This is a genomic window from Geobacillus sp. PK12 (genome assembly GCF_004123125.1).
In the GTDB taxonomy this organism is placed as follows: Bacteria; Bacillota; Bacilli; order Bacillales; family Anoxybacillaceae; genus Geobacillus; species Geobacillus zalihae.
Map to the genome: position 1 here is coordinate 29,468 of NZ_SDKL01000033.1, position 18,236 is coordinate 47,703.

Here is an 18,236-nt window from a genome sequence, read left to right on the forward strand (position 1 = left end):
AAAAACGGTGATTGTTGACGGGAGGTTCACATATGGCAAGAAAATGGGTTCTATTCATCGCATTGGCTGTTTGGACATGCATTTACCCATCAGGCCATGCTTTCGCGTTTTCCCCGCAAGTGATTCAGCGTGGAGCAGTTGGCGATGATGTCATTGAACTGCAGGCGCGGCTGCAATACCTTGGGTTTTACAACGGCAAAATTGACGGCGTGTTTGGCTGGCGAACGTATTGGGCGCTGCGCAATTTCCAATACGAATACGGCTTGCCGGTCGATGGACTAGCCGGATCGGAGACGAAACGGAAGCTTGTGAACGCTTCAAAATATTACGAGCAGTTTGTGAAAGAGCAAATCCGCCAAGGAAACGATTTCACCCATTACGGCGGCATTCCGCTCAGCCAGCAGGTGAAAAAACGCGGCGGAGGCGGCGGGCGAACGGTGAAAACGACAGCATCCAATGTGCCGAAAGGGTTTTCGCAAAACGACATTCGGCTCATGGCGAACGCTGTCTACGGCGAGGCGCGCGGCGAGCCGTACATCGGGCAAGTGGCGGTTGCCGCCGTTATTTTAAATCGGCTGGAGCATCCGTCGTTTCCGGATACGGTCGCTGGGGTGATTTTTCAGCCCGGCGCGTTTACCGCGGTCGCCGATGGGCAAATTTGGCTGACGCCGAATGAAACGGCGAAAAAAGCGGTGTTGGATGCGATCAACGGCTGGGACCCGACCGGCGGAGCGATTTACTACTTTAACCCAGCCACGGCGACGAGCGCTTGGATTTGGAGCCGCCCGCAAATCAAGCGGATTGGAAACCATATTTTTTGCAAATAAAAGGAGGGAGACGAGATGGTGCGAAACTTACTGATTGCAGCGCTTGTCGTCGCTGTCGTCGGCACTGGCTACTGGGGCTACCGCGAGCATCAGGAAAAAAACGCGATCTTAATTCATGCGGAAAACAATTACCAGCGCGCGTTTCACGATTTAGCCTATCAGATCGATTTGCTGCATGACAAGCTTGGAGCGACGCTGGCAATGAATTCGCACGCTTCATTGTCGCCGGCGCTCGCCGAAGTGTGGAAAATCGCGTCTGAAGCCCATTCTGATGTCGGCCAACTGCCGCTGTCTCTTTTGCCGTTTAACAAGACGCAAGAGTTTTTATCGAAAATCGGCGAGTTCAGCTACCGGACGGCCGTGCGCGATTTGGAAAAAGAACCATTGACGAAAGAAGAGTATAAGACGCTCGAGGCGCTGTACAAAAGCGCTGGCGCGATCCGCCAAGAGTTGCGCAACGTGCAGCATTTAGTGCTGGAAAACAATTTGCGCTGGATGGACGTCGAACTGGCGCTGGCGACGAACGACGAAAAAGGCGACAACATCATTATTGACGGCTTGAAAGCAGTGGAGAAAAATGTTGATACATTCTCAAGTTCGTCCGAGTTCGGCCCGTCGTTCATCGGCCTCGCCAATGAGGAAAAAGGCTTTGTCCGCGCGAAAGGGCGCCCGATTTCCAAAGACGAGGCGAAACGGATCGCCCGCGAGTTTCTCGGCTTAAAAGGAACAGAGAAAATCAAGGTGACGGACAGCGGCAATGGGGCGGATGAGCGTTTTTACAGTTTAACGATTCACGATCCGAAAACAAAGGGCGACATTTATATGGATGTGACGAAAAACGGCGGATATCCGATTTGGGCGTTAAACAGCCGGCCAATCGGCAAGCCGAAGATCAGCTTGCATGAGGCGGCCAACCGTGGGATGGCGTTTTTGCGACGGCATCAATTCACCGGCTTTGAATTGTACGACAGCACGCAATACGATAATGTCGCCGTGCTGACATTTGTCAAAAGCGAAAACGGCGTCCGCATTTACCCGGAAGCGATCCAAATGAAAGTGGCGCTTGACAACGGCCATGTCGTCGGCTTTACGGCGCGCGACTATTTGTCATCGTCCATTCCGCGTCCGTTGCCCAAACCGACGCTCACCGTCGAGGCGGTGAAGAAAAAGGTAAACCCACATTTGAAAGTGATGGAAGAGCGCCAGGCGGTCATTATGAACGATTTGCAAAAACCGGTGCTTTGCTATGAGTTTTTAGGAACGCTTGGCGATGAAACGTATCAACTGTTCATTAACGCCGCAACCGGCCTTGAAGAAAAAGTCGAGAAGCTTGAAAGCGTGGAGCCGAATTACAGATGAAAACAAAGGGAGGAAAAGCTGGGGCTGTCGGCTTTTCCTCTTTTTTTGGTCAAAGGCAGCCGGACGGTATGGTATAATCGTCATGGGACATCATGCGGGTCAGCGAAACGATCGCCGGTTCGGCAGCTGACTGAAAAGGGGAAAAGGAACCATGATGATCAAAATCGGAGATTCGATCCGGCTTGAGCCGTCGGACGGCTCAGCGCGGCAATACCGAAGCAAAGCGCTCGCCGTTGCTGACGGGGCGGTTCATATCAGCTATCCGATCGATGAACAGAGTGGAAAAACCGTTTATTTGTTGAACGGGATGCAGTTTAAAGCGACTTTTGTCGGGCAAGACGGCGGTTTATACATGTTTGATACCGAAGTGAAGGGAAAAATCCGCGATCCGTTGCCGATGGTCGTCTTGGCTTACCCGGGCGAGGAATACGTCGTGCGCATCCAGCGCCGCCGTTATGTGCGGGTGAAAGCGAATGTCGATGCGGCCGTCCATCCGTCTGACAGCGAGTTCGCTCCGTTTGTGACGATGACGGTGGATATCAGCGCCGGCGGCGCCGCCCTCCTTGTGCCGCCGGCGCACGCTCCGCTTCTTCGCCCCGGCATGGCGGTCGAGCTTTGGCTCGTGTTGGCGATGCGCTCCGGCGAATACCATTACGTGCAAACGAAGGCGTCGATTGTGCGCATGGCTGATGACGAGCGCGGCATGGCGAAAATGTCGGTGGAGTTCACAGACCTCGCCCCCCAAGACCGCGTCCGGCTCATTCGCTACAGCTTTGAACGGCAGCTTGAGGAGAGAAAATGGGAGAACGAACAGAATAAATGAGCTGGGCGCGTGGAATACTGCTAGAAAAAATGGGAAGCAGGAGGCTTGCGCCATGAAACGGATCGAACAGCTGTTGTGGAAGCTTGTCGTCATCCAGGCGATTTGTTTGCTAGTCGCCCAATGGCTTGTGTTGTACACGAAAGCGCCCTTGTATATCGGCAAGGTGTACGAATACGAAGGGGTAGCCAAGCCGGAAAAAACGAAAACAGTTGAAACGGCCGTCGACCGTTGACGGCGGATATGGTACAATGAACATGGAAACATGCAGGGTTTTCCTGCATTTTTCTTTGTGCACTCATCAAGCGATTTTCGGTAAAGCAGGAGGAAATGATGAAACGACGAATCAGCATCGCGATCGACGGACCCGCCGCGGCGGGAAAAAGCACGGTCGCCAAACGGATCGCTAGGCGGCTTTCCTACGTATACATCGATACCGGCGCCATGTATCGCGCGCTGACGTACCGGGCGCTTGCATGCGGCGTCGACATCCATGATGAGCAGGCGCTCCTGTCGCTGCTTCGCGATACATCGATTGAGTTGAAACCGTCGCCGCATGGACAGATCGTCCTAGTCAATGGCGACGATGTGACCGACATCATCCGCGGTGAGGCGGTGACGAATGCGGTGTCGCTTGTCGCGAAGCATCCGCTTGTGCGCGAGGAGATGGTCGCCCGCCAACGCGCCTTGGCGGAAGGGGGCGGCGTCGTCATGGACGGGCGCGATATCGGAACGCATGTGCTGCCGAACGCCGAAGTGAAAATTTTCCTGAAAGCGTCGGTCGAGGAGCGGGCGCGGCGCCGGCATGAGGAAAATCTTGCGCGCGGCTTTCCATCCGATCTTGAAAAGCTGAAAGAAGAGATCGCCCGCCGCGACCGGCTCGATTCGGAACGGGAGACAGCGCCGCTTCGCAAGGCGCCGGATGCGGTGGAAATCGATACGACATCGCTGTCGGTTGAGGAAGTGGTGGAGCGGATTATGGAGATTGTCAACGAAAGGATTGGATGACGGTGGACTTTTATTCATTCGCCAAGGGGATCGTCAAGGGAGTGCTCACCCCTTTTTACCGCATTCAAACGATCGGGATTGAACAATTTCCAAAGGAAGGCGGCGTGCTTCTTTGCGCCAACCATATCAGCAACCTAGATCCGCCGGTCATCGGCATTACGGCGCCGCGGCCGATTCGGTTTATGGCGAAAGAAGAGCTGTTTCGTGCTCCGGTCGTGAAAACGCTCGTCAAAAGCTTGCATGCCTTTCCTGTCAAGCGCGGCATGAACGACCGCCAGGCGCTGCGCACGGGGCTTGAGGTGCTGAAGCAAGGCGAAGTGCTCGGCATTTTTCCGGAAGGGACGCGCAGCAAAGACGGCCGGCTGAAAAAGGCGCTGCCCGGCGTTGGCTTTTTCGCTTTACGCACCGATGCCGCCGTTGTCCCGTGCGCCATTGTCGGCCCGTACCGTCCGTTTGTGCCGCTTAAGGTTGTGTACGGAGCGCCGGTCGATATGGCGCCGCTGCGCGCGCGGAAAGCGAGCCCAGAAGAAGCGGCCGATTACATTATGGATCATATCCGCCGGCTGCTGGAAGAGCATCAGCGGGCATGAAAGGAACAGGCTGTTTGAGGCATCCCTTCCGCCGCCTCAATGAGCATTATAGTACATGTTGATTGAGAAAATATGGTATACTAACTAGAAAAGCGTCCTTATTTTGCCGACAGCCGGCCGCGGCCTCGGCGCGAGGCGCGCTTTTGACAGTTGTCAGTCGATGAAGGAGGGTTTTTGCGATGACAGAAGAGATGAATGTGCAAGTCAATGTGTATGAAGTGGGCGATATCGTCCGCGGCAAAGTGGTGAAGCTTGAGGACAAGCAAGTGCTGGTCGAGGTGGAAAACAGCAAGCAAAGCGGCATCATTCCGATCAGCGAGCTGTCGAACTTGCATATTGAAAAACCGAGCGATGCCGTCGCTGTCGGCGATGAAGTGACGGCCAAAGTCAAAAAAGTGGAAGAAGGAAAAGACGGGGAAGAAGGGTTGCTCATTTTATCGAAAAGAGCGGTGGACGCCGAGCGGGCGTGGGAAGATCTTGAGCGCAAATTTGCAAGCGGCGAAACATTTGAAACAGTCATTAAAGACATCGTCAAAGGCGGTCTTGTCGCCGATGTCGGAGTGCGCGGCTTCATCCCGGCGTCGCTTGTCGAGCCGCATTACGTCGAAGATTTTTCCGATTATAAAGGAAAAACGCTCGCCGTGAAAGTCGTCGAGCTTGACCGCGAGAAAAACCGCGTCATTTTGTCGCATCGGGCGGTCGTTGAGGAAGAACAAGCGCGGCAGCAAAAAGAACTGCTCTCCCGCCTTGAGCCGGGGCAAGTGTTGGATGGCGTCGTCCGCCGCATTGCCGATTTCGGCGTCTTTGTCGATGTCGGCGGGTTTGATGGGCTCGTACATATTTCCCAGCTTTCCCATACGCGCGTCGCTCATCCGTCGGAAGTGGTGAAAGAAGGCGATGTGGTGAAAGTGAAAGTGTTGGCCGTCGATCCGGAGAACGGGCGCCTGTCGCTGTCGATCAAAGAAGCGCTGCCGGGCCCATGGGAAGGCCTCAGCGAAAAAGTGAAACCGGGTGATGTCGTCACCGGGACGGTGAAACGGCTCGCTTCGTTCGGCGCGTTTGTGGAAGTCTTCCCAGGCGTCGAAGGATTGGTGCATGTTTCGCAAATCGCCAACCGCCGCATCGGCTCGCCGCATGAAGTGCTGAAAGAAGGCGACGTGGTGAAGGCGAAAGTGCTCGACGTCAACGAAGCGGATCACCGCCTTTCCCTCAGCATCCGCGCGCTGCTTGAGGAAGAGGCGGCCGCGCCGGCCGAGGATTACAGCCAATACACAAGAACGTCGGAAACGCGCGGCTTTCAGCTCGGCGAAGTGATTGGCGAGCAGCTGAAAAAATTAAAGTAATGCAGAGCCGCAAGATCAACTAGCTGGCAAAACAAAGCGAAAGCTCCCTTCTGTCCGATGGCTTGAGCCATCTGGACGGAGGGAGCTTTTTTGCTTGATTCATTGCAACGGAATTGTGCGGCTGTTGCTCGCATCGGGACAAGGGCGGCCGCAAGGGAAGAGAAGGACCGCTTTTTCTTAATGGCGGTTCCGTTCCCGCGCTTCCTCCGGCGTGTCGAGCCGAGCCGCTCCTTTATAGGAGAGGGACTGATCCCGATCTGACTCGACGCGCCGCGATTGCTTCAGCTTTTTTTCCTGTCGATCTTTTCCCATTTCGCCATGGCTCCTTTCTGCTTCGGTACAGCGATCATTTTTACTATGAACGAATGCTGTTTTTTCTATACAGGAATGAACGTTCATAAAAGATGACATAATGAACATAATAAGGAGTGGAAAAGATGGAAGGAGCTTATTTTTATTTCTTTTTTTGGGCGTTATGGATTGCAGCGACATTTTTGATGAAAAAGACCGTCGAGCGGACGAAGCTGGCTGCATTTTCGCTTTTCATGATCAGTTCGGCCTCGATGACGGTGAAGATCAGTCCCATTCATATGGCGGCGTCCTTTTTTGTGCTTTTTTTCTTCTCTTGTTACGCGGCGGTCACACAGCGGCCATGCGGATGGCTGCGGATGGCGCTGTCAGCGTCCGGCTTGGCGTTTGCCTATGCCGCTTTTCGTCTGCTTGCCTTGTTTGATCCGGTCTGGATTTGGCTTGATGGCCAATGGATGCTTGGCTGGTGGATGGCCTTGATCAGCAGTCTGTTCCACCGCCGCATATCCGCCCGCCTTCTTTGTCTGGCGCTCGGCGGCTGTCAAGGGGAAGTGGTGTACGCCATGTCTATCTTGCGCATGGCGCCGGGTTATGTGCTTGGGTCGTTTTCCTTTTTGGATGCGCTCGCCATTAGCGCATCATCTTTGCTCGTTTGGGAATCGATCCGCTTCTTCTCGCTGCAGCTTGAGGAAAAACGGCCTGTAAGGAGGACGAGGCAGCCGTGAACGAATACACGTTTCCGATTTTATACGGTGTTGCCGCTGGGGTGTTGACGCGGCTTTATTTGTTGCGCACCGATTACCGGCAATATCCGACGTATTTGCACGGTCGGACGATCCATATCGCCTTAGGGGCCATTGCCGCCGGCCTGGGAACGGTCGCCGTGCCGGCGATTATGGAAAAAGAGTTCGCAGCGATCACGTTTTTGGCCTTGGCCGCCTCACAATTTCGCGACGTACGCAATATGGAGCGCAATACGTTGAACGAGTTGGATCAGTATGAGCTGGTGCCGAGAGGAAAAACATACATCGAAGGCATCGCGATTGTGTTTGAAGGGCGGAACTATTTAGTCATTTTCGTCTCCTTTTTATCGACGCTCTTTTATTTAGTATGGGACATTTGGGCCGCGCTTGCCGCCAGTATCATCGGCCTTATGACGGCGCGGCGGTTTATGAGCGGAAGCCGGCTGAAAGACATTGCCGAGGTCCAATATGTCAAGCCGCATTTTGAAGGGGCAGGGCTGTATGTTGACAACATCTATATCATGAACATCGGCTTGCCGGCGCGGCGCGAAGAAATTTTGCGCTATGGAATGGGGTTTATTTTAACGCCGAAAAATTTCAACGCCCGCACGACGATCGCCAATCTTGGGCAGCGGCAGGCGATTTTGCATGATGTATCGACCGCCCTCGGCATTTACCGCGACTCGGGAACGCCGGCGCTCGTGCCGCTCGCCAAGCGCGATTTGAATGACGGACGCGTCGGCATTTTTATTTTGCCGCAAGTCGAGGATGTCGAGAAGGCGAAGGCTGTCATCGAAAACGTGCCGGTGCTTGAGAGCGCCATCCGCATGCCGAAGAAACGGCGTTGGAAGCGGAAGGGGTGGAGCGGCGATGACGCATGAAAAAATAATTTTGGCCGTCATTACGATGAACGGCGGGCGCGTCGCCGGCGGTGCGCCGATCTTTATTTGCCAAACGAAAGAGGAAATGGAACAGATCGCCGCGAATTTAGAGGCGATTTTGGATGGCATCGCCCATGAATTGAGCGAGGGGCTTCTTATTATCGTCAAACATTAGTTGTTGAGCGTTTCGCTTTTTGATAAAATAAAGCAGTTGTAGCCTACCCTGGTTCATCGCTAAAAGATGCACTTGATTGGCAAAAAGTCATTTCCTTCCTAGCCTCGCAGTCAAGTGCCCTTGGCGTTGATGGACCGATGCCCTTCCGAAAAGGGCGTTTTTTTTCAGCGACAAAGGTAAGGAGAAAACGAAGATAAAGGGTGGTAGCATGGCAAATCCAGTCGTGGCCATTGTCGGCCGTCCAAATGTAGGAAAATCGACGATTTTCAACCGCATTGTCGGGGAACGCATTTCCATCGTCGAAGACGTGCCTGGAGTGACGCGCGACCGCATTTACAGCCGAGCCGAATGGCTGAACCATTCGTTTTATTTGATCGATACCGGCGGCATTGACATTGGCGACGAGCCGCTGCTTGTGCAAATTCGCCAGCAGGCGGAAATCGCCATCGATGAGGCGGATGTCATCATCTTTATGACGAACGGCCGGGACGGTGTGACTGCGGCTGATGAAGAGGTGGCCAAGCTGCTCCGCCGGTCGAATAAGCCGGTTGTGCTCGCGGTGAACAAAATCGACAATCCGGAAATGCGTGATTTGATTTACGACTTTTACGCTCTGGGCTTTGGGGAGCCGTATCCGATTTCCGGAGCTCATGGGACAGGGCTTGGCGATTTGCTTGATGCTGTTGTCCGTCATTTTCCAAAGGGCGGTGGACAAGAGTATGAAGAAGACGTCATTAAGTTTTGCCTCATTGGCCGGCCGAATGTCGGCAAATCGTCGCTTGTCAACGCCATTTTAGGTGAGGAGCGGGTCATCGTCAGCGACATCGCCGGTACGACGAGGGACGCCGTCGACACCTCATTTGTGCGCGAAGGGCAGGAATATGTTATCATTGATACGGCAGGGATGCGCAAACGAGGAAAAATTTACGAAAGCACGGAAAAATATAGCGTCTTGCGCGCGTTAAGGGCCATTGAGCGCTCGGACGTCGTGCTTGTTGTGTTAAACGCTGAGGAAGGCATCATCGAGCAGGACAAAAAAATCGCCGGATACGCGCATGAAGCGGGTCGCGGTGTCATTTTGGTCGTCAATAAATGGGATGCGATTGAAAAGGACGACAAAACGATGGTCGAATTTGAGCGGAAGATTCGCGACCATTTTCCGTTTTTGGACTATGCGCCGATTTTGTTCGTATCGGCGAAAACGAAGCAGCGGCTGCATAAGCTCTTGCCGCTCGTCCGGCTTGTGAGCGACAATCATGCGATGCGCGTCCAGACAAATGTGCTCAATGAAGTCATCATGGATGCGGTGGCGATGAATCCGACGCCGACGCATAACGGGCGGCGTCTGAAAGTTTATTACATGACGCAAGTCGCCGTCAAACCGCCCACGTTTGTCGCGTTTGTCAACGACCCGGAACTGATGCATTTTTCATATGAACGGTTTTTGGAAAACCGCATCCGCGATGCATTCGGTTTTGAAGGCACGCCGATTAAAATCATCGCCCGCCCGCGGAAATAAGAAAAGCGGAGGCCGCGCGCCCATCAGCGACACGCGCTGCGGGGCCGGCGAAGAGGCTCGAACCAAGGAAAGCTTGGTTCTGCGTGGGTGGTGTCACAGGAGCGTAAGCCATGTGTCGCCGCCGCGAAAGTCGGACGAACAGGAGCGAAGAGGCGGCGCGATTGCTATTTTTCAAGGTTGCGACAATCGGATAAAGGAAGTGGAAAACGATGGAGAACATCGCCGTATTGGGGGCTGGAAGCTGGGGGACGGCGTTGGCGCTCGTGCTGGCTGACAATGGGCACCACGTCCGGCTCTGGGGTCATCGGACCGAGCAGATCAACGAAATCAACGAAAAGCGGACAAATGAAAAATATTTGCCAGGCGTTCGCCTGCCGGACGCCATTATCGGCTATGACGACCTTTGCGCTGCGCTTGACGACGTTGCGATCGTTGTGCTCGCCGTGCCGACGAAAGCGATCCGTACGGTGCTTGCGGACGTGCGCGCCTGCTTGGCCAAGCCGATCACCATTGTTGCCGTCAGCAAAGGAATCGAACCAGGGACGCATAAGCGGGTGTCGGAAATGGTCGCCGAGGAAATGGGGGAATGGCTTGCAGATGTTGTCGTTCTCTCCGGGCCGAGCCATGCCGAGGAAGTTGTGCTCCGCCACCCGACGACCGTGGCGGTATCGTCGCCCAATATGGAAGCGGCGCGCCGCATTCAAGACATCTTTATGAACCATCACTATTTTCGCGTGTATACGAACCCGGATTTAATCGGCGTCGAAGTCGGCGGGGCGCTGAAAAATATCATCGCCTTGGCCGCCGGCATCAGCGACGGGCTTGGCTACGGGGATAACGCCAAAGCGGCCCTCATTACGCGCGGGCTCGCCGAGATTGCCCGCCTCGGCTGCGCCCTCGGCGCCAATCCGTTGACATTCGCTGGTTTGACGGGAGTCGGCGATTTGATTGTCACGTGCACGAGCGCTCATTCCCGCAACTGGCGAGCCGGCTACATGCTTGGCCAAGGAAAAAAGCTGGACGAGGTGCTTGAGAGCATGGGGATGGTCGTCGAAGGGGTGCGAACGACAAAAGCCGCCTATGAGCTGGCGAAAGAGCTTGGTGTGAAGATGCCGATCACCGAAGCTCTCTATGACGTATTGTTTGCGGGAAAAGACCCGAAAGAGGCGGTCGATTCGCTCATGGCGCGCGGAAAAAAAGAAGAAATGGATGACTTAAACAACATTTTTGCCGAACAAGAATGATGAAAATAGGCCAATGGCGGTACAAGTCGTCTTCGTTCTGCATACAATATGGCGAACCATCATCGGCTTGAGCTTCCGGAAGGGTATGAGGGGATGCTGAAGTAAAGAAAGCCCCGCTTTACTTCAGCTTTTTTTTGCCAATGCTATAATGATAGTTGTCGAAAAAAAGGAGGAGCGTCCATGTCACCGGCGTTAGCGAAAATGTGGATCGCCATCGCCTCGATGGTGTTTATGTTTATTTCCGTCGGCTTCATTTACTTAAGCCGCTACAAAGTCAAGATGAAATGGCTTCGCTTTCTGTTGGCGCTCGTCGCCTACATTCTTTTGATTTTCGCCGGCATCATCATCATTTTCGTCGTATTCAGCGGACCGACACCGCAATAGGCAAAAAGGTGGGAAAGATGAAACGAATCGCTCGCTTGTTGTTGTCATGTATATGTTTGGCGCTGCTTTCCGGCTGCTTGTATCCACAAGAGCGGCTGAAACAAAACCAAATTCCTTACAAAGACCAAGTGGCGGCCGTCCAATCGGCGGTGGATGAGTACCGGAAGGCGACCGGCGGGCTTCTGCCGATTAAAACACGCGACATGAACACGCCGATGTATTTGAAGTATCCAGTCGATTTTCAAAAGCTCGTTCCCCGCTATATGCAGGAGCCGCCGGGAAACGCCTATGAAAGCGGGGGCGTCTTCCAGTATATGATCATCGATGCGGAAACGAACCCGACGGTCAAGCTGCTTGATCTGCGCTTAGCCGAACGCATCCGCGATCTGAAGCTGCGGCTTAGCATGTACACGGACAAGCATAAATATCCGCCGTTTCAAGACGTCGTTGCGCCGGGCGTATTTACGCTCGATTACAAAAAGCTCGGCTATAAAGAGCCGCCTTATGTCGTCAGCCCGTTTTCCGGCAACAACTTGCCGTTTGTCATCGACGGGAATGGAGAAATTTACATTGACTACCGTTCTGATTTGTATGCGGCGTTGAAAAAATATCCGCACCACTACAAGCCGGGTGACGATATTCGCCCGATTTTGACCGACCATTCGCTGTTTGTGCCGGCGTATTCGTTGCCCTATACGATCGACGCCAAGACGAATGAACCGATTTTTTTCACAAAATGAGTCATCTTCCCTTCTCTAGGAAAATACATTCTAGAGAAGGGATTTTTTCTATTTTAGTCATAACCGAATCGGACAACATCATATGCATATAGTGTCCGACTATGCTAGCTCATTCCACTGTTTCTTATAACGACCGAAGGACTGGAGGGGAGTCATTTGGAAAAGGTCGATATTTTTAAAGATATCGCCGAGCGGACCGGCGGCGACATTTATTTAGGGGTTGTCGGCGCCGTCCGCACCGGAAAATCGACGTTTATTAAACGGTTTATGGAGTTGGTCGTGATTCCGAACATTAAAAACGAAGCCGATAAAGCGCGCGCCCAAGATGAACTGCCGCAAAGCGCCGCCGGCAAGACGATCATGACGACAGAACCGAAGTTCGTGCCAAACCAGGCGGTGACGGTGAAAGTTGATGAGGGTCTTGAAGTCAACATCCGTCTTGTCGACTGCGTCGGCTACGCCGTGCCCGGCGCAAAAGGATATGAAGACGAAAACGGGCCGCGGATGATCCACACGCCTTGGTATGAAGAGCCGATCCCGTTCCAAGAGGCGGCGGAAATCGGGACAAGAAAAGTCATCCAAGAACATTCGACGATTGGAGTTGTCATTACGACGGACGGCACGATCGGGGAAATTCCGCGCCAAGACTATGTCGAAGCGGAAGAACGGGTCATTAGCGAGCTCAAAGAAGTCGGCAAGCCGTTCATTATGATCGTCAACACCGTTCGGCCACACCATCCGGAAACCGAGGCGCTTCGCCGCGAGCTCGCCGAAAAGTACGACATTCCGGTGCTCGCCATGAGCGTGGAAAGCATGCGCGAAGCCGACGTGTATAACGTGCTTCGCGAAGCATTATATGAATTCCCGGTGCTTGAAGTGAACGTCAACTTGCCGAGCTGGGTGATGGTGCTGCGCGAAGATCATTGGCTGCGCGAAAGCTACCAAGAAGCGGTGCGCGACACCGTCAAAGACATCAAACGGCTGCGCGACGTCGACCGGGTTGTGCAGCAGTTTGCCGAGTACGATTTCATCGAAAAAGCGGCGCTTGCCGGCATCGAAATGGGGCAAGGGATCGCCGAAATTGACTTGTATGCACCGGATGAGCTGTACGATCAAATTTTAAAAGAAATCGTCGGCGTCGAGATTCGCGGCAAAGACCATCTGCTTCAGCTCATGCAAGACTTCGCCCATGCGAAAGCGGAATATGACCAAATCGCCGACGCGCTGAAAATGGTCAAACAAACCGGCTACGGCATCGCTGCGCCCGCTTTGTCTGACATGAGTCTTGACGAACCGGAAATCATCCGCCAAGGGTCGCGCTTTGGCGTCCGTTTGAAAGCCGTTGCGCCGTCGATTCATATGATCAAAGTTGACGTCGAATCGGAGTTTGCCCCGATCATTGGCACGGAAAAGCAAAGCGAAGAGCTCGTCCGCTATTTAATGCAAGACTTCGAAGACGATCCGCTGTCGATTTGGAACTCTGACATTTTCGGCCGCTCGCTCAGCTCCATCGTCCGTGAAGGCATTCAGGCGAAACTCGCGCTCATGCCGGAAAACGCCCGCTACAAGCTGAAAGAAACGCTTGAGCGCATCATCAACGAAGGCTCTGGCGGCCTCATCGCGATTATTTTATAGAAAAGCGGAGGCCGCGCGCCAAGCTCCCGAGGCAAAATGTTCTCCGCCCGCAGAAGTGCTTGCACTTCGAGGGCGGAGGTTATTTTGCGGAAGGGAGCTAGCGGCCGCAGCTAGACAATAAGAAAAGCGGAGGCGCCGAGATTAGCTCTCGAAGCCAAATGTTCTTCACCCGCAGGGGGTGCTTGCACCCCGAGGGGGAAGGTTATTTGGCAGAAGAGAGCTAGGCGCCGCAGCTAGACAGAAAGAAAAGCGGAGGCCGCGCGCCAAGCTCCCGACAAGGGAGCTTTTTTGATGCCATTTTTTCAGTTGCTAAGTGGCAAAGGGAAAAAATCGCCAAAACCCTTGAGAAATCAGGATTGGCACTTGATTATGGGCATGGCGTTATGGTAATCTTTTATCTGAAATCGTTGTTTTGGTGAAATATGCCTAAAATTGGCCGTTTTTGCGAAAAAAGATGTTGAATTTCCGCGGTCAATTGGTTAAGATTAGGCATGTCACCGCCTGTTGGCGGGAAGAAGGCGGTTTTCCTCGCCCTTGGCTTCGTTTGCGCCCGGCGAAAACAGGAGGAGCCCAAACTGTTGGGAAGGGGCTTCAGCCGGCGGCATAGACGCATCTTAGGCGGACTGTCGCGGGGCAAACATAGAATGATTGGCTGCGCCGGCGCGGCGCGCGGGCCTTCTTGCCGCTGGAATTGGATGTCTATGTATAGAAAAGCAGAAAAGTGTGCACAAATGGTAGTAAACAAGACCAGCCCCTTGGGAGGAGGTGAATGGCATGAACAAAACGGAATTGATCAACGCAGTCGCTGAAACAAGCGGTCTTTCCAAAAAAGATGCGACAAAAGCCGTTGATGCGGTGTTTGATTCGATTACAGAAGCGCTGCGAAAAGGCGATAAAGTGCAATTAATCGGTTTTGGAAACTTTGAAGTGCGCGAGCGCGCCGCCCGGAAAGGACGCAACCCGCAAACGGGCGAAGAAATGGAAATTCCGGCAAGCAAAGTTCCTGCATTCAAACCGGGCAAAGCATTGAAAGATGCCGTCAAGTAAGCCTACATAGCAGGAGCGCAGGAGGGAAGGGCAGGTGATCCACCGGCCCTTCTTTTTTGTTTTTTTTGGCTCCCTATGCTAGAATCGGATTACATGCAGCTTTTATGATGCAGGAGGATGTTGTTTGTATGCCAGAGATCAATTTTGCGCAAATTGAATATGCGGTCCGCCTCATTCTTGAGGCGATCGGGGAAGATCCAAACCGCGAAGGGCTCGTCGATACGCCGAAGAGGGTGGCGAAAATGTATGCCGAGGTGTTCGCTGGGCTGCAGGAAGACCCGAAGCAACACTTTCAAACCGTATTCAGCGAGGAACATGAGGAGCTTGTGCTCGTCAAAGATATTCCGTTTTATTCGATGTGCGAACACCATTTAGTGCCGTTTTTTGGCGCTGCCCACGTCGCCTATATTCCGCGGGAAGGGAAAGTGACCGGGCTGAGCAAGCTCGCTCGAGCCGTTGAGGCGGTGGCGCGCCGCCCGCAGCTGCAAGAGCGCATCACGGCAACGATCGCTGATTCGATCGTCGAGGCGCTTGAGCCGCATGGGGTGATGGTCGTTGTTGAGGCGGAGCATATGTGCATGACGATGCGCGGGGTGAAAAAACCGGGAGCCAAAACAGTGACAACAGCGGTGCGCGGCGTGTTTGAAACAGATGCCAACGCCCGCGCTGAAGTGCTTTCGTTAATCAAAGCGTAAGGAGGGAAGAGGATGTACACAAACAGTGATTTTGTCGTCATTAAAGCGCTCGAAGACGGGGTGAACGTCATCGGGCTGACGCGCGGCGCGGACACAAGATTTCACCATTCGGAAAAGCTTGACAAAGGCGAAGTGTTGATTGCTCAGTTCACGGAACATACGTCGGCGATCAAAGTGAGAGGAAAAGCGTATATTCAAACGCGCCACGGTGTGGTTGAATCGGAAGGGAAAAAGTAAACCGGCAAATTTCTAGCAAACTAGAGCGTTTTCGACAAAATTATGTTATAATGGAGTCCGTCATGGCGGTGCGGATATTTTTTGGGGGACAAGGGTGAGAAGAGTGAATGACATCATGGTGAAATTGGCGTCATTGAAGGAACAAATCGAACGGCTGCTTGACCATTCGTATTTGCGCGCGCATGTGCCGGCGCCGGCTGTTGATGAAGACCGGCTGCTGCTTTCGCTGTCGATGATGATGGATGCTCCGGCGGCGCCAAATGAGCCGGACCGGTGCATCATCGCCATGATGCTCATGCAAATCGCCCTTGACACCCATGATCAGGTGACAGACCGCGGCGGCGATTTGCGGACGCGGCAGCTTGTCGTTTTGGCCGGCGACTTGTACAGCGGGCTTTATTACGACTTGCTGGCGCGCTCGGGCGATGTTGCGCTCATCCGTTTGTTCGCCGAAGCGGTCCGCGAGATGAATGAGCAAAAAGTGCGGCTGTATGAAAAAAAGGTGGAGCGGATCGAGACGCTGTTCGCCGCGGTCGGCACGATCGAGTCGGCGTTGCTTGCGAAGCTTGCCGAGCGCATCGGGGCGCCGCAATGGGGGGGATTTTCCGGCCATTACTTGCTGTTGCGGCGCTTGCTGCTTGAGCAGGAAGCGTTCGTCCGCACTGGGTCATCGATGCTGTTTGAGCAAATGGCGCATATCGCCTTTCCATGGGCCAAAGGGCTGACGAAAGAACAAAAGCGGCATTTGCTTCGCCTTTGCGAGCGTTATATTGACCATTGCAAGGAAGCGCTGCTGGCGGCGAATTTGCCGATGAACGACCTGCTGCGGTTTCGCATGGCGGAACTTGCCGGCGGATTTCAAGCCATCGTCAAAAAGTCGGTGGAAGAAGGGTAGAACGATGCATCAATCGAAAGAAGAGCGAGTCCATCGCGTATTTGAAAACATTTCTGCACATTATGACCGGATGAATTCTGTCATCAGCTTCCGCCGCCATTTGAAATGGCGCGAAGACGTCATGCGGAGGATGAATGTGCAAAAAGGGAAAAGGGCGCTCGACGTTTGCTGCGGAACGGCCGACTGGGCGATCGCGCTGGCTGAGGCGGTCGGGCCGGAGGGGGAAGTGTACGGCCTTGACTTCAGCGAAAACATGCTGAAAGTCGGCGAACAAAAGGTGAAGGCGCGCGGCCTCGGCAATGTCAAGCTCATTCACGGCAACGCCATGCAGCTGCCGTTTCCCGACAATTCGTTCGATTATGTGACGATCGGCTTTGGCTTGCGCAACGTTCCTGATTATATGACGGTGCTTAAGGAAATGCACCGCGTCACCAAGCCGGGCGGCATGACCGTCTGTCTGGAAACGTCGCAGCCGACGTTGTTTGGTTTCCGCCAGCTTTACTATTTTTATTTTCGGTTTATTATGCCGCTGTTTGGCAAGCTGTTGGCGAAAAGCTATGAGGAATACTCGTGGCTGCAGGAATCGGCGCGCGAATTTCCAGGGCGGGACGAGCTGGCCGAGATGTTCCGCGAAGCCGGTTTCGTCGATGTCGAGGTCAAACCGTACACGTTCGGCGTAGCGGCCATGCATTTAGGCTATAAACGATGAGTCAAGGTGAACACCATGAAGTTAAAGGCGATGTATTCGTTTTTAAGCGATGATTTGGCGGCGGTCGAAGAGGAGCTGGAGCGGACGGTCCGATCCGAATACGGGCCGCTCGGGGAAGCGGCGCTCCATTTATTGCAAGCGGGCGGAAAGCGCATCCGTCCCGTTTTTGTCTTGCTGTCCGCCCGCTTTGGCCATTATGATTTCGAACGGATTAAACATGTAGCCGTAGCGCTCGAACTCATCCATATGGCATCGCTCGTTCACGACGATGTCATCGATGACGCCGACGTGCGGCGCGGCCGGCCGACGATCAAGGCGAGATGGAGCAACCGCTTTGCCATGTATACAGGCGATTACCTCTTCGCCCGTTCGCTTGAGCGGATGGCGGAGCTTGACAGCCCCCGCGCTCATCAAGTGCTGGCGAAAACGATCGTTGAAGTGTGCCACGGGGAAATCGAGCAAATCAAGGATAAATACCGATTTGATCAGCCGCTTCGCACGTACTTGCGGCGCATCCGCCGAAAAACGGCGCTATTGATCGCCGCCAGCTGCCAGCTTGGCGCCCTTGCCGCCGGCGTGCCGGAGGCGGTGGCCAACCGGCTGTATTGGTTCGGCCATTACGTCGGCATGTCGTTTCAAATTACCGATGACATTCTCGATTTCACCGGCACGGAAGAGCAGCTCGGCAAGCCGGCCGGAAGCGACTTGCAGCAAGGAAACGTCACCCTCCCCGTGCTGTATGCCCTTTGTGATGAACAGGTGCGGGCAAAAATTACGGCCGTCAACGCGGACACGGATGCCGAGGAGATGGCGGCGGTGCTAGCGGCCATTAAACAGACAGACGCCATCGAACGATCGTATGCGCTAAGCGACCGCTATTTGGAAAAGGCGCTTCGCCTGCTTGGCGAGCTGCCGGCCAACGAAGCGCGCACGCTGCTTCATGATCTCGCCCTCTACATTGGGAAAAGGGATTATTAGCGCTTTCAAGGACGCTGTTGCCAACGGCGGAAAACAATGATACTATGATGGGTGGGAATCCGTTTCCCAGTACATACGACAGTAGAGGTGGAGAGCGA

The 18,236-nt window shown here is 54.0% G+C and carries 22 protein-coding genes; 21 read left to right on the forward strand and 1 reads right to left on the reverse strand.

Annotated features, from left to right (window positions below; genetic code table 11):
* Positions 1 to 32: 32 nt before the first annotated feature.
* The 7 genes from sleB (at position 33) to rpsA (ending at position 5,947) form a co-directional block, all read left to right on the forward strand.
* Positions 33 to 827 (forward strand): spore cortex-lytic enzyme, encoded by a 795-nt coding sequence (gene sleB, locus ETR37_RS11720; RefSeq protein ID WP_015375278.1) that lies wholly within the window; start codon positions 33 to 35, stop codon positions 825 to 827.
* A gap of 15 nt (positions 828 to 842) precedes the next feature.
* Positions 843 to 2,186 (forward strand): germination protein YpeB, encoded by a 1,344-nt coding sequence (gene ypeB, locus ETR37_RS11725; RefSeq protein ID WP_060788375.1) that lies wholly within the window; start codon positions 843 to 845, stop codon positions 2,184 to 2,186.
* A gap of 154 nt (positions 2,187 to 2,340) precedes the next feature.
* Positions 2,341 to 3,009 (forward strand): flagellar brake protein, encoded by a 669-nt coding sequence (locus tag ETR37_RS11730; RefSeq protein ID WP_013144878.1) that lies wholly within the window; start codon positions 2,341 to 2,343, stop codon positions 3,007 to 3,009.
* 52 nt (positions 3,010 to 3,061) lie between these two features.
* A complete protein-coding gene (locus tag ETR37_RS11735) occupies positions 3,062 to 3,241 on the forward strand; it encodes a YpfB family protein (protein WP_020754079.1) in 180 nt (59 codons plus the stop codon).
* Between the two features lie 98 nt (positions 3,242 to 3,339).
* Positions 3,340 to 4,014: a (d)CMP kinase gene (cmk, locus tag ETR37_RS11740; protein ID WP_033004840.1), complete on the forward strand. Its 675-nt coding sequence runs from the start codon at positions 3,340 to 3,342 to the stop codon at positions 4,012 to 4,014.
* Positions 4,011 to 4,604 (forward strand): lysophospholipid acyltransferase family protein, encoded by a 594-nt coding sequence (locus tag ETR37_RS11745; protein ID WP_053414682.1) that lies wholly within the window; start codon positions 4,011 to 4,013, stop codon positions 4,602 to 4,604. Before cmk ends, ETR37_RS11745 begins: the two co-directional genes overlap by 4 nt.
* A 179-nt stretch (positions 4,605 to 4,783) precedes the next feature.
* Positions 4,784 to 5,947, forward strand: a complete 1,164-nt coding sequence (gene rpsA, locus ETR37_RS11750) for a 30S ribosomal protein S1 (protein WP_081132666.1) — start codon at positions 4,784 to 4,786, stop codon at positions 5,945 to 5,947.
* Positions 5,948 to 6,124: 177 nt separating this feature from the next.
* On the opposite strand, the gene ETR37_RS11755 is transcribed toward rpsA, so the two are convergent.
* Entirely contained in the window at positions 6,125 to 6,259 is a 135-nt protein-coding gene (locus ETR37_RS11755; RefSeq protein ID WP_013144883.1) for a YpzI family protein, read from the reverse strand.
* Between the two features lie 125 nt (positions 6,260 to 6,384).
* Here ETR37_RS11755 and ETR37_RS11760 point away from each other — a divergent pair, with 125 nt between their 5' ends.
* The 14 genes from ETR37_RS11760 (at position 6,385) to hepT (ending at position 18,138) form a co-directional block, all read left to right on the forward strand.
* Positions 6,385 to 6,981 carry a YphA family membrane protein gene (locus tag ETR37_RS11760; protein ID WP_033004841.1) on the forward strand — a complete coding sequence of 199 codons (597 nt, stop codon included), beginning with the start codon at positions 6,385 to 6,387 and terminating at the stop codon, positions 6,979 to 6,981.
* Positions 6,978 to 7,880 carry a YIEGIA family protein gene (locus tag ETR37_RS11765; RefSeq protein WP_020754085.1) on the forward strand — a complete coding sequence of 301 codons (903 nt, stop codon included), beginning with the start codon at positions 6,978 to 6,980 and terminating at the stop codon, positions 7,878 to 7,880. Before ETR37_RS11760 ends, ETR37_RS11765 begins: the two co-directional genes overlap by 4 nt.
* Positions 7,870 to 8,055 carry a capping complex subunit for YIEGIA gene (locus tag ETR37_RS11770; protein WP_020754086.1) on the forward strand — a complete coding sequence of 62 codons (186 nt, stop codon included), beginning with the start codon at positions 7,870 to 7,872 and terminating at the stop codon, positions 8,053 to 8,055. The genes ETR37_RS11765 and ETR37_RS11770 overlap by 11 nt, the downstream gene beginning before the upstream one ends.
* 208 nt (positions 8,056 to 8,263) lie before the next feature.
* Positions 8,264 to 9,574: a ribosome biogenesis GTPase Der gene (der, locus tag ETR37_RS11775; RefSeq protein WP_013144887.1), complete on the forward strand. Its 1,311-nt coding sequence runs from the start codon at positions 8,264 to 8,266 to the stop codon at positions 9,572 to 9,574.
* A 209-nt stretch (positions 9,575 to 9,783) separates the two neighbouring features.
* Positions 9,784 to 10,818, forward strand: coding sequence for an NAD(P)H-dependent glycerol-3-phosphate dehydrogenase (locus ETR37_RS11780; protein WP_020756800.1), 1,035 nt, complete (start codon positions 9,784 to 9,786; stop codon positions 10,816 to 10,818).
* A gap of 180 nt (positions 10,819 to 10,998) precedes the next feature.
* Positions 10,999 to 11,202, forward strand: a complete 204-nt coding sequence (locus ETR37_RS11785; protein ID WP_011231703.1) for a DUF2768 domain-containing protein — start codon at positions 10,999 to 11,001, stop codon at positions 11,200 to 11,202.
* 17 nt (positions 11,203 to 11,219) lie between these two features.
* Entirely contained in the window at positions 11,220 to 11,942 is a 723-nt protein-coding gene (locus ETR37_RS11790) for a hypothetical protein (protein WP_011231702.1), read from the forward strand.
* A 156-nt stretch (positions 11,943 to 12,098) separates the two neighbouring features.
* Entirely contained in the window at positions 12,099 to 13,577 is a 1,479-nt protein-coding gene (gene spoIVA, locus ETR37_RS11795) for a stage IV sporulation protein A (RefSeq protein ID WP_011231701.1), read from the forward strand.
* A 774-nt stretch (positions 13,578 to 14,351) separates the two neighbouring features.
* Complete coding sequence (locus ETR37_RS11805; protein WP_008879623.1) at positions 14,352 to 14,624, forward strand: HU family DNA-binding protein; 273 nt, start codon at positions 14,352 to 14,354, stop codon at positions 14,622 to 14,624.
* Between the two features lie 128 nt (positions 14,625 to 14,752).
* Positions 14,753 to 15,319 (forward strand): GTP cyclohydrolase I FolE, encoded by a 567-nt coding sequence (gene folE, locus ETR37_RS11810; RefSeq protein WP_013144889.1) that lies wholly within the window; start codon positions 14,753 to 14,755, stop codon positions 15,317 to 15,319.
* Between the two features lie 12 nt (positions 15,320 to 15,331).
* Positions 15,332 to 15,556, forward strand: coding sequence for a trp RNA-binding attenuation protein MtrB (mtrB, locus tag ETR37_RS11815; protein ID WP_011231698.1), 225 nt, complete (start codon positions 15,332 to 15,334; stop codon positions 15,554 to 15,556).
* 115 nt (positions 15,557 to 15,671) lie between these two features.
* The gene (locus ETR37_RS11820; RefSeq protein WP_081132682.1) at positions 15,672 to 16,451 is read left to right on the forward strand and encodes a heptaprenyl diphosphate synthase component 1; all 780 of its coding nucleotides are present in this window, start codon (positions 15,672 to 15,674) and stop codon (positions 16,449 to 16,451) included.
* Positions 16,452 to 16,455: 4 nt separating this feature from the next.
* Entirely contained in the window at positions 16,456 to 17,160 is a 705-nt protein-coding gene (menG, locus tag ETR37_RS11825; protein WP_015375273.1) for a demethylmenaquinone methyltransferase, read from the forward strand.
* Between the two features lie 15 nt (positions 17,161 to 17,175).
* Positions 17,176 to 18,138 (forward strand): heptaprenyl diphosphate synthase component II, encoded by a 963-nt coding sequence (gene hepT, locus ETR37_RS11830; protein WP_129447306.1) that lies wholly within the window; start codon positions 17,176 to 17,178, stop codon positions 18,136 to 18,138.
* The last annotated feature ends 98 nt before the right edge of the window (positions 18,139 to 18,236 follow it).

Bases quoted from the DNA above. Each gene is read 5' to 3' on its own strand.
- cmk (WP_033004840.1), top strand. From the start codon at position 3,340: ATGAAACGACGAATCAGCATCGCGATCGACGGACCCGCCGCGGCGGGA.
- sleB (WP_015375278.1), top strand. From the start codon at position 33: ATGGCAAGAAAATGGGTTCTATTCATCGCATTGGCTGTTTGGACATGC.
- menG (WP_015375273.1), top strand. From the start codon at position 16,456: ATGCATCAATCGAAAGAAGAGCGAGTCCATCGCGTATTTGAAAACATT.
- ETR37_RS11770 (WP_020754086.1), top strand. From the start codon at position 7,870: ATGACGCATGAAAAAATAATTTTGGCCGTCATTACGATGAACGGCGGG.
- ETR37_RS11735 (WP_020754079.1), top strand. From the start codon at position 3,062: ATGAAACGGATCGAACAGCTGTTGTGGAAGCTTGTCGTCATCCAGGCG.
- ETR37_RS11760 (WP_033004841.1), top strand. From the start codon at position 6,385: ATGGAAGGAGCTTATTTTTATTTCTTTTTTTGGGCGTTATGGATTGCA.
- der (WP_013144887.1), top strand. From the start codon at position 8,264: ATGGCAAATCCAGTCGTGGCCATTGTCGGCCGTCCAAATGTAGGAAAA.
- ETR37_RS11780 (WP_020756800.1), top strand. From the start codon at position 9,784: ATGGAGAACATCGCCGTATTGGGGGCTGGAAGCTGGGGGACGGCGTTG.
- ETR37_RS11820 (WP_081132682.1), top strand. From the start codon at position 15,672: ATGGTGAAATTGGCGTCATTGAAGGAACAAATCGAACGGCTGCTTGAC.
- folE (WP_013144889.1), top strand. From the start codon at position 14,753: ATGCCAGAGATCAATTTTGCGCAAATTGAATATGCGGTCCGCCTCATT.
- ETR37_RS11755 (WP_013144883.1), bottom strand. From the start codon at position 6,259: ATGGGAAAAGATCGACAGGAAAAAAAGCTGAAGCAATCGCGGCGCGTC.
- ETR37_RS11790 (WP_011231702.1), top strand. From the start codon at position 11,220: ATGAAACGAATCGCTCGCTTGTTGTTGTCATGTATATGTTTGGCGCTG.
- ETR37_RS11785 (WP_011231703.1), top strand. From the start codon at position 10,999: ATGTCACCGGCGTTAGCGAAAATGTGGATCGCCATCGCCTCGATGGTG.
- mtrB (WP_011231698.1), top strand. From the start codon at position 15,332: ATGTACACAAACAGTGATTTTGTCGTCATTAAAGCGCTCGAAGACGGG.
- ETR37_RS11805 (WP_008879623.1), top strand. From the start codon at position 14,352: ATGAACAAAACGGAATTGATCAACGCAGTCGCTGAAACAAGCGGTCTT.
- ETR37_RS11745 (WP_053414682.1), top strand. From the start codon at position 4,011: ATGACGGTGGACTTTTATTCATTCGCCAAGGGGATCGTCAAGGGAGTG.
- ETR37_RS11730 (WP_013144878.1), top strand. From the start codon at position 2,341: ATGATCAAAATCGGAGATTCGATCCGGCTTGAGCCGTCGGACGGCTCA.
- ypeB (WP_060788375.1), top strand. From the start codon at position 843: ATGGTGCGAAACTTACTGATTGCAGCGCTTGTCGTCGCTGTCGTCGGC.
- rpsA (WP_081132666.1), top strand. From the start codon at position 4,784: ATGACAGAAGAGATGAATGTGCAAGTCAATGTGTATGAAGTGGGCGAT.
- hepT (WP_129447306.1), top strand. From the start codon at position 17,176: ATGAAGTTAAAGGCGATGTATTCGTTTTTAAGCGATGATTTGGCGGCG.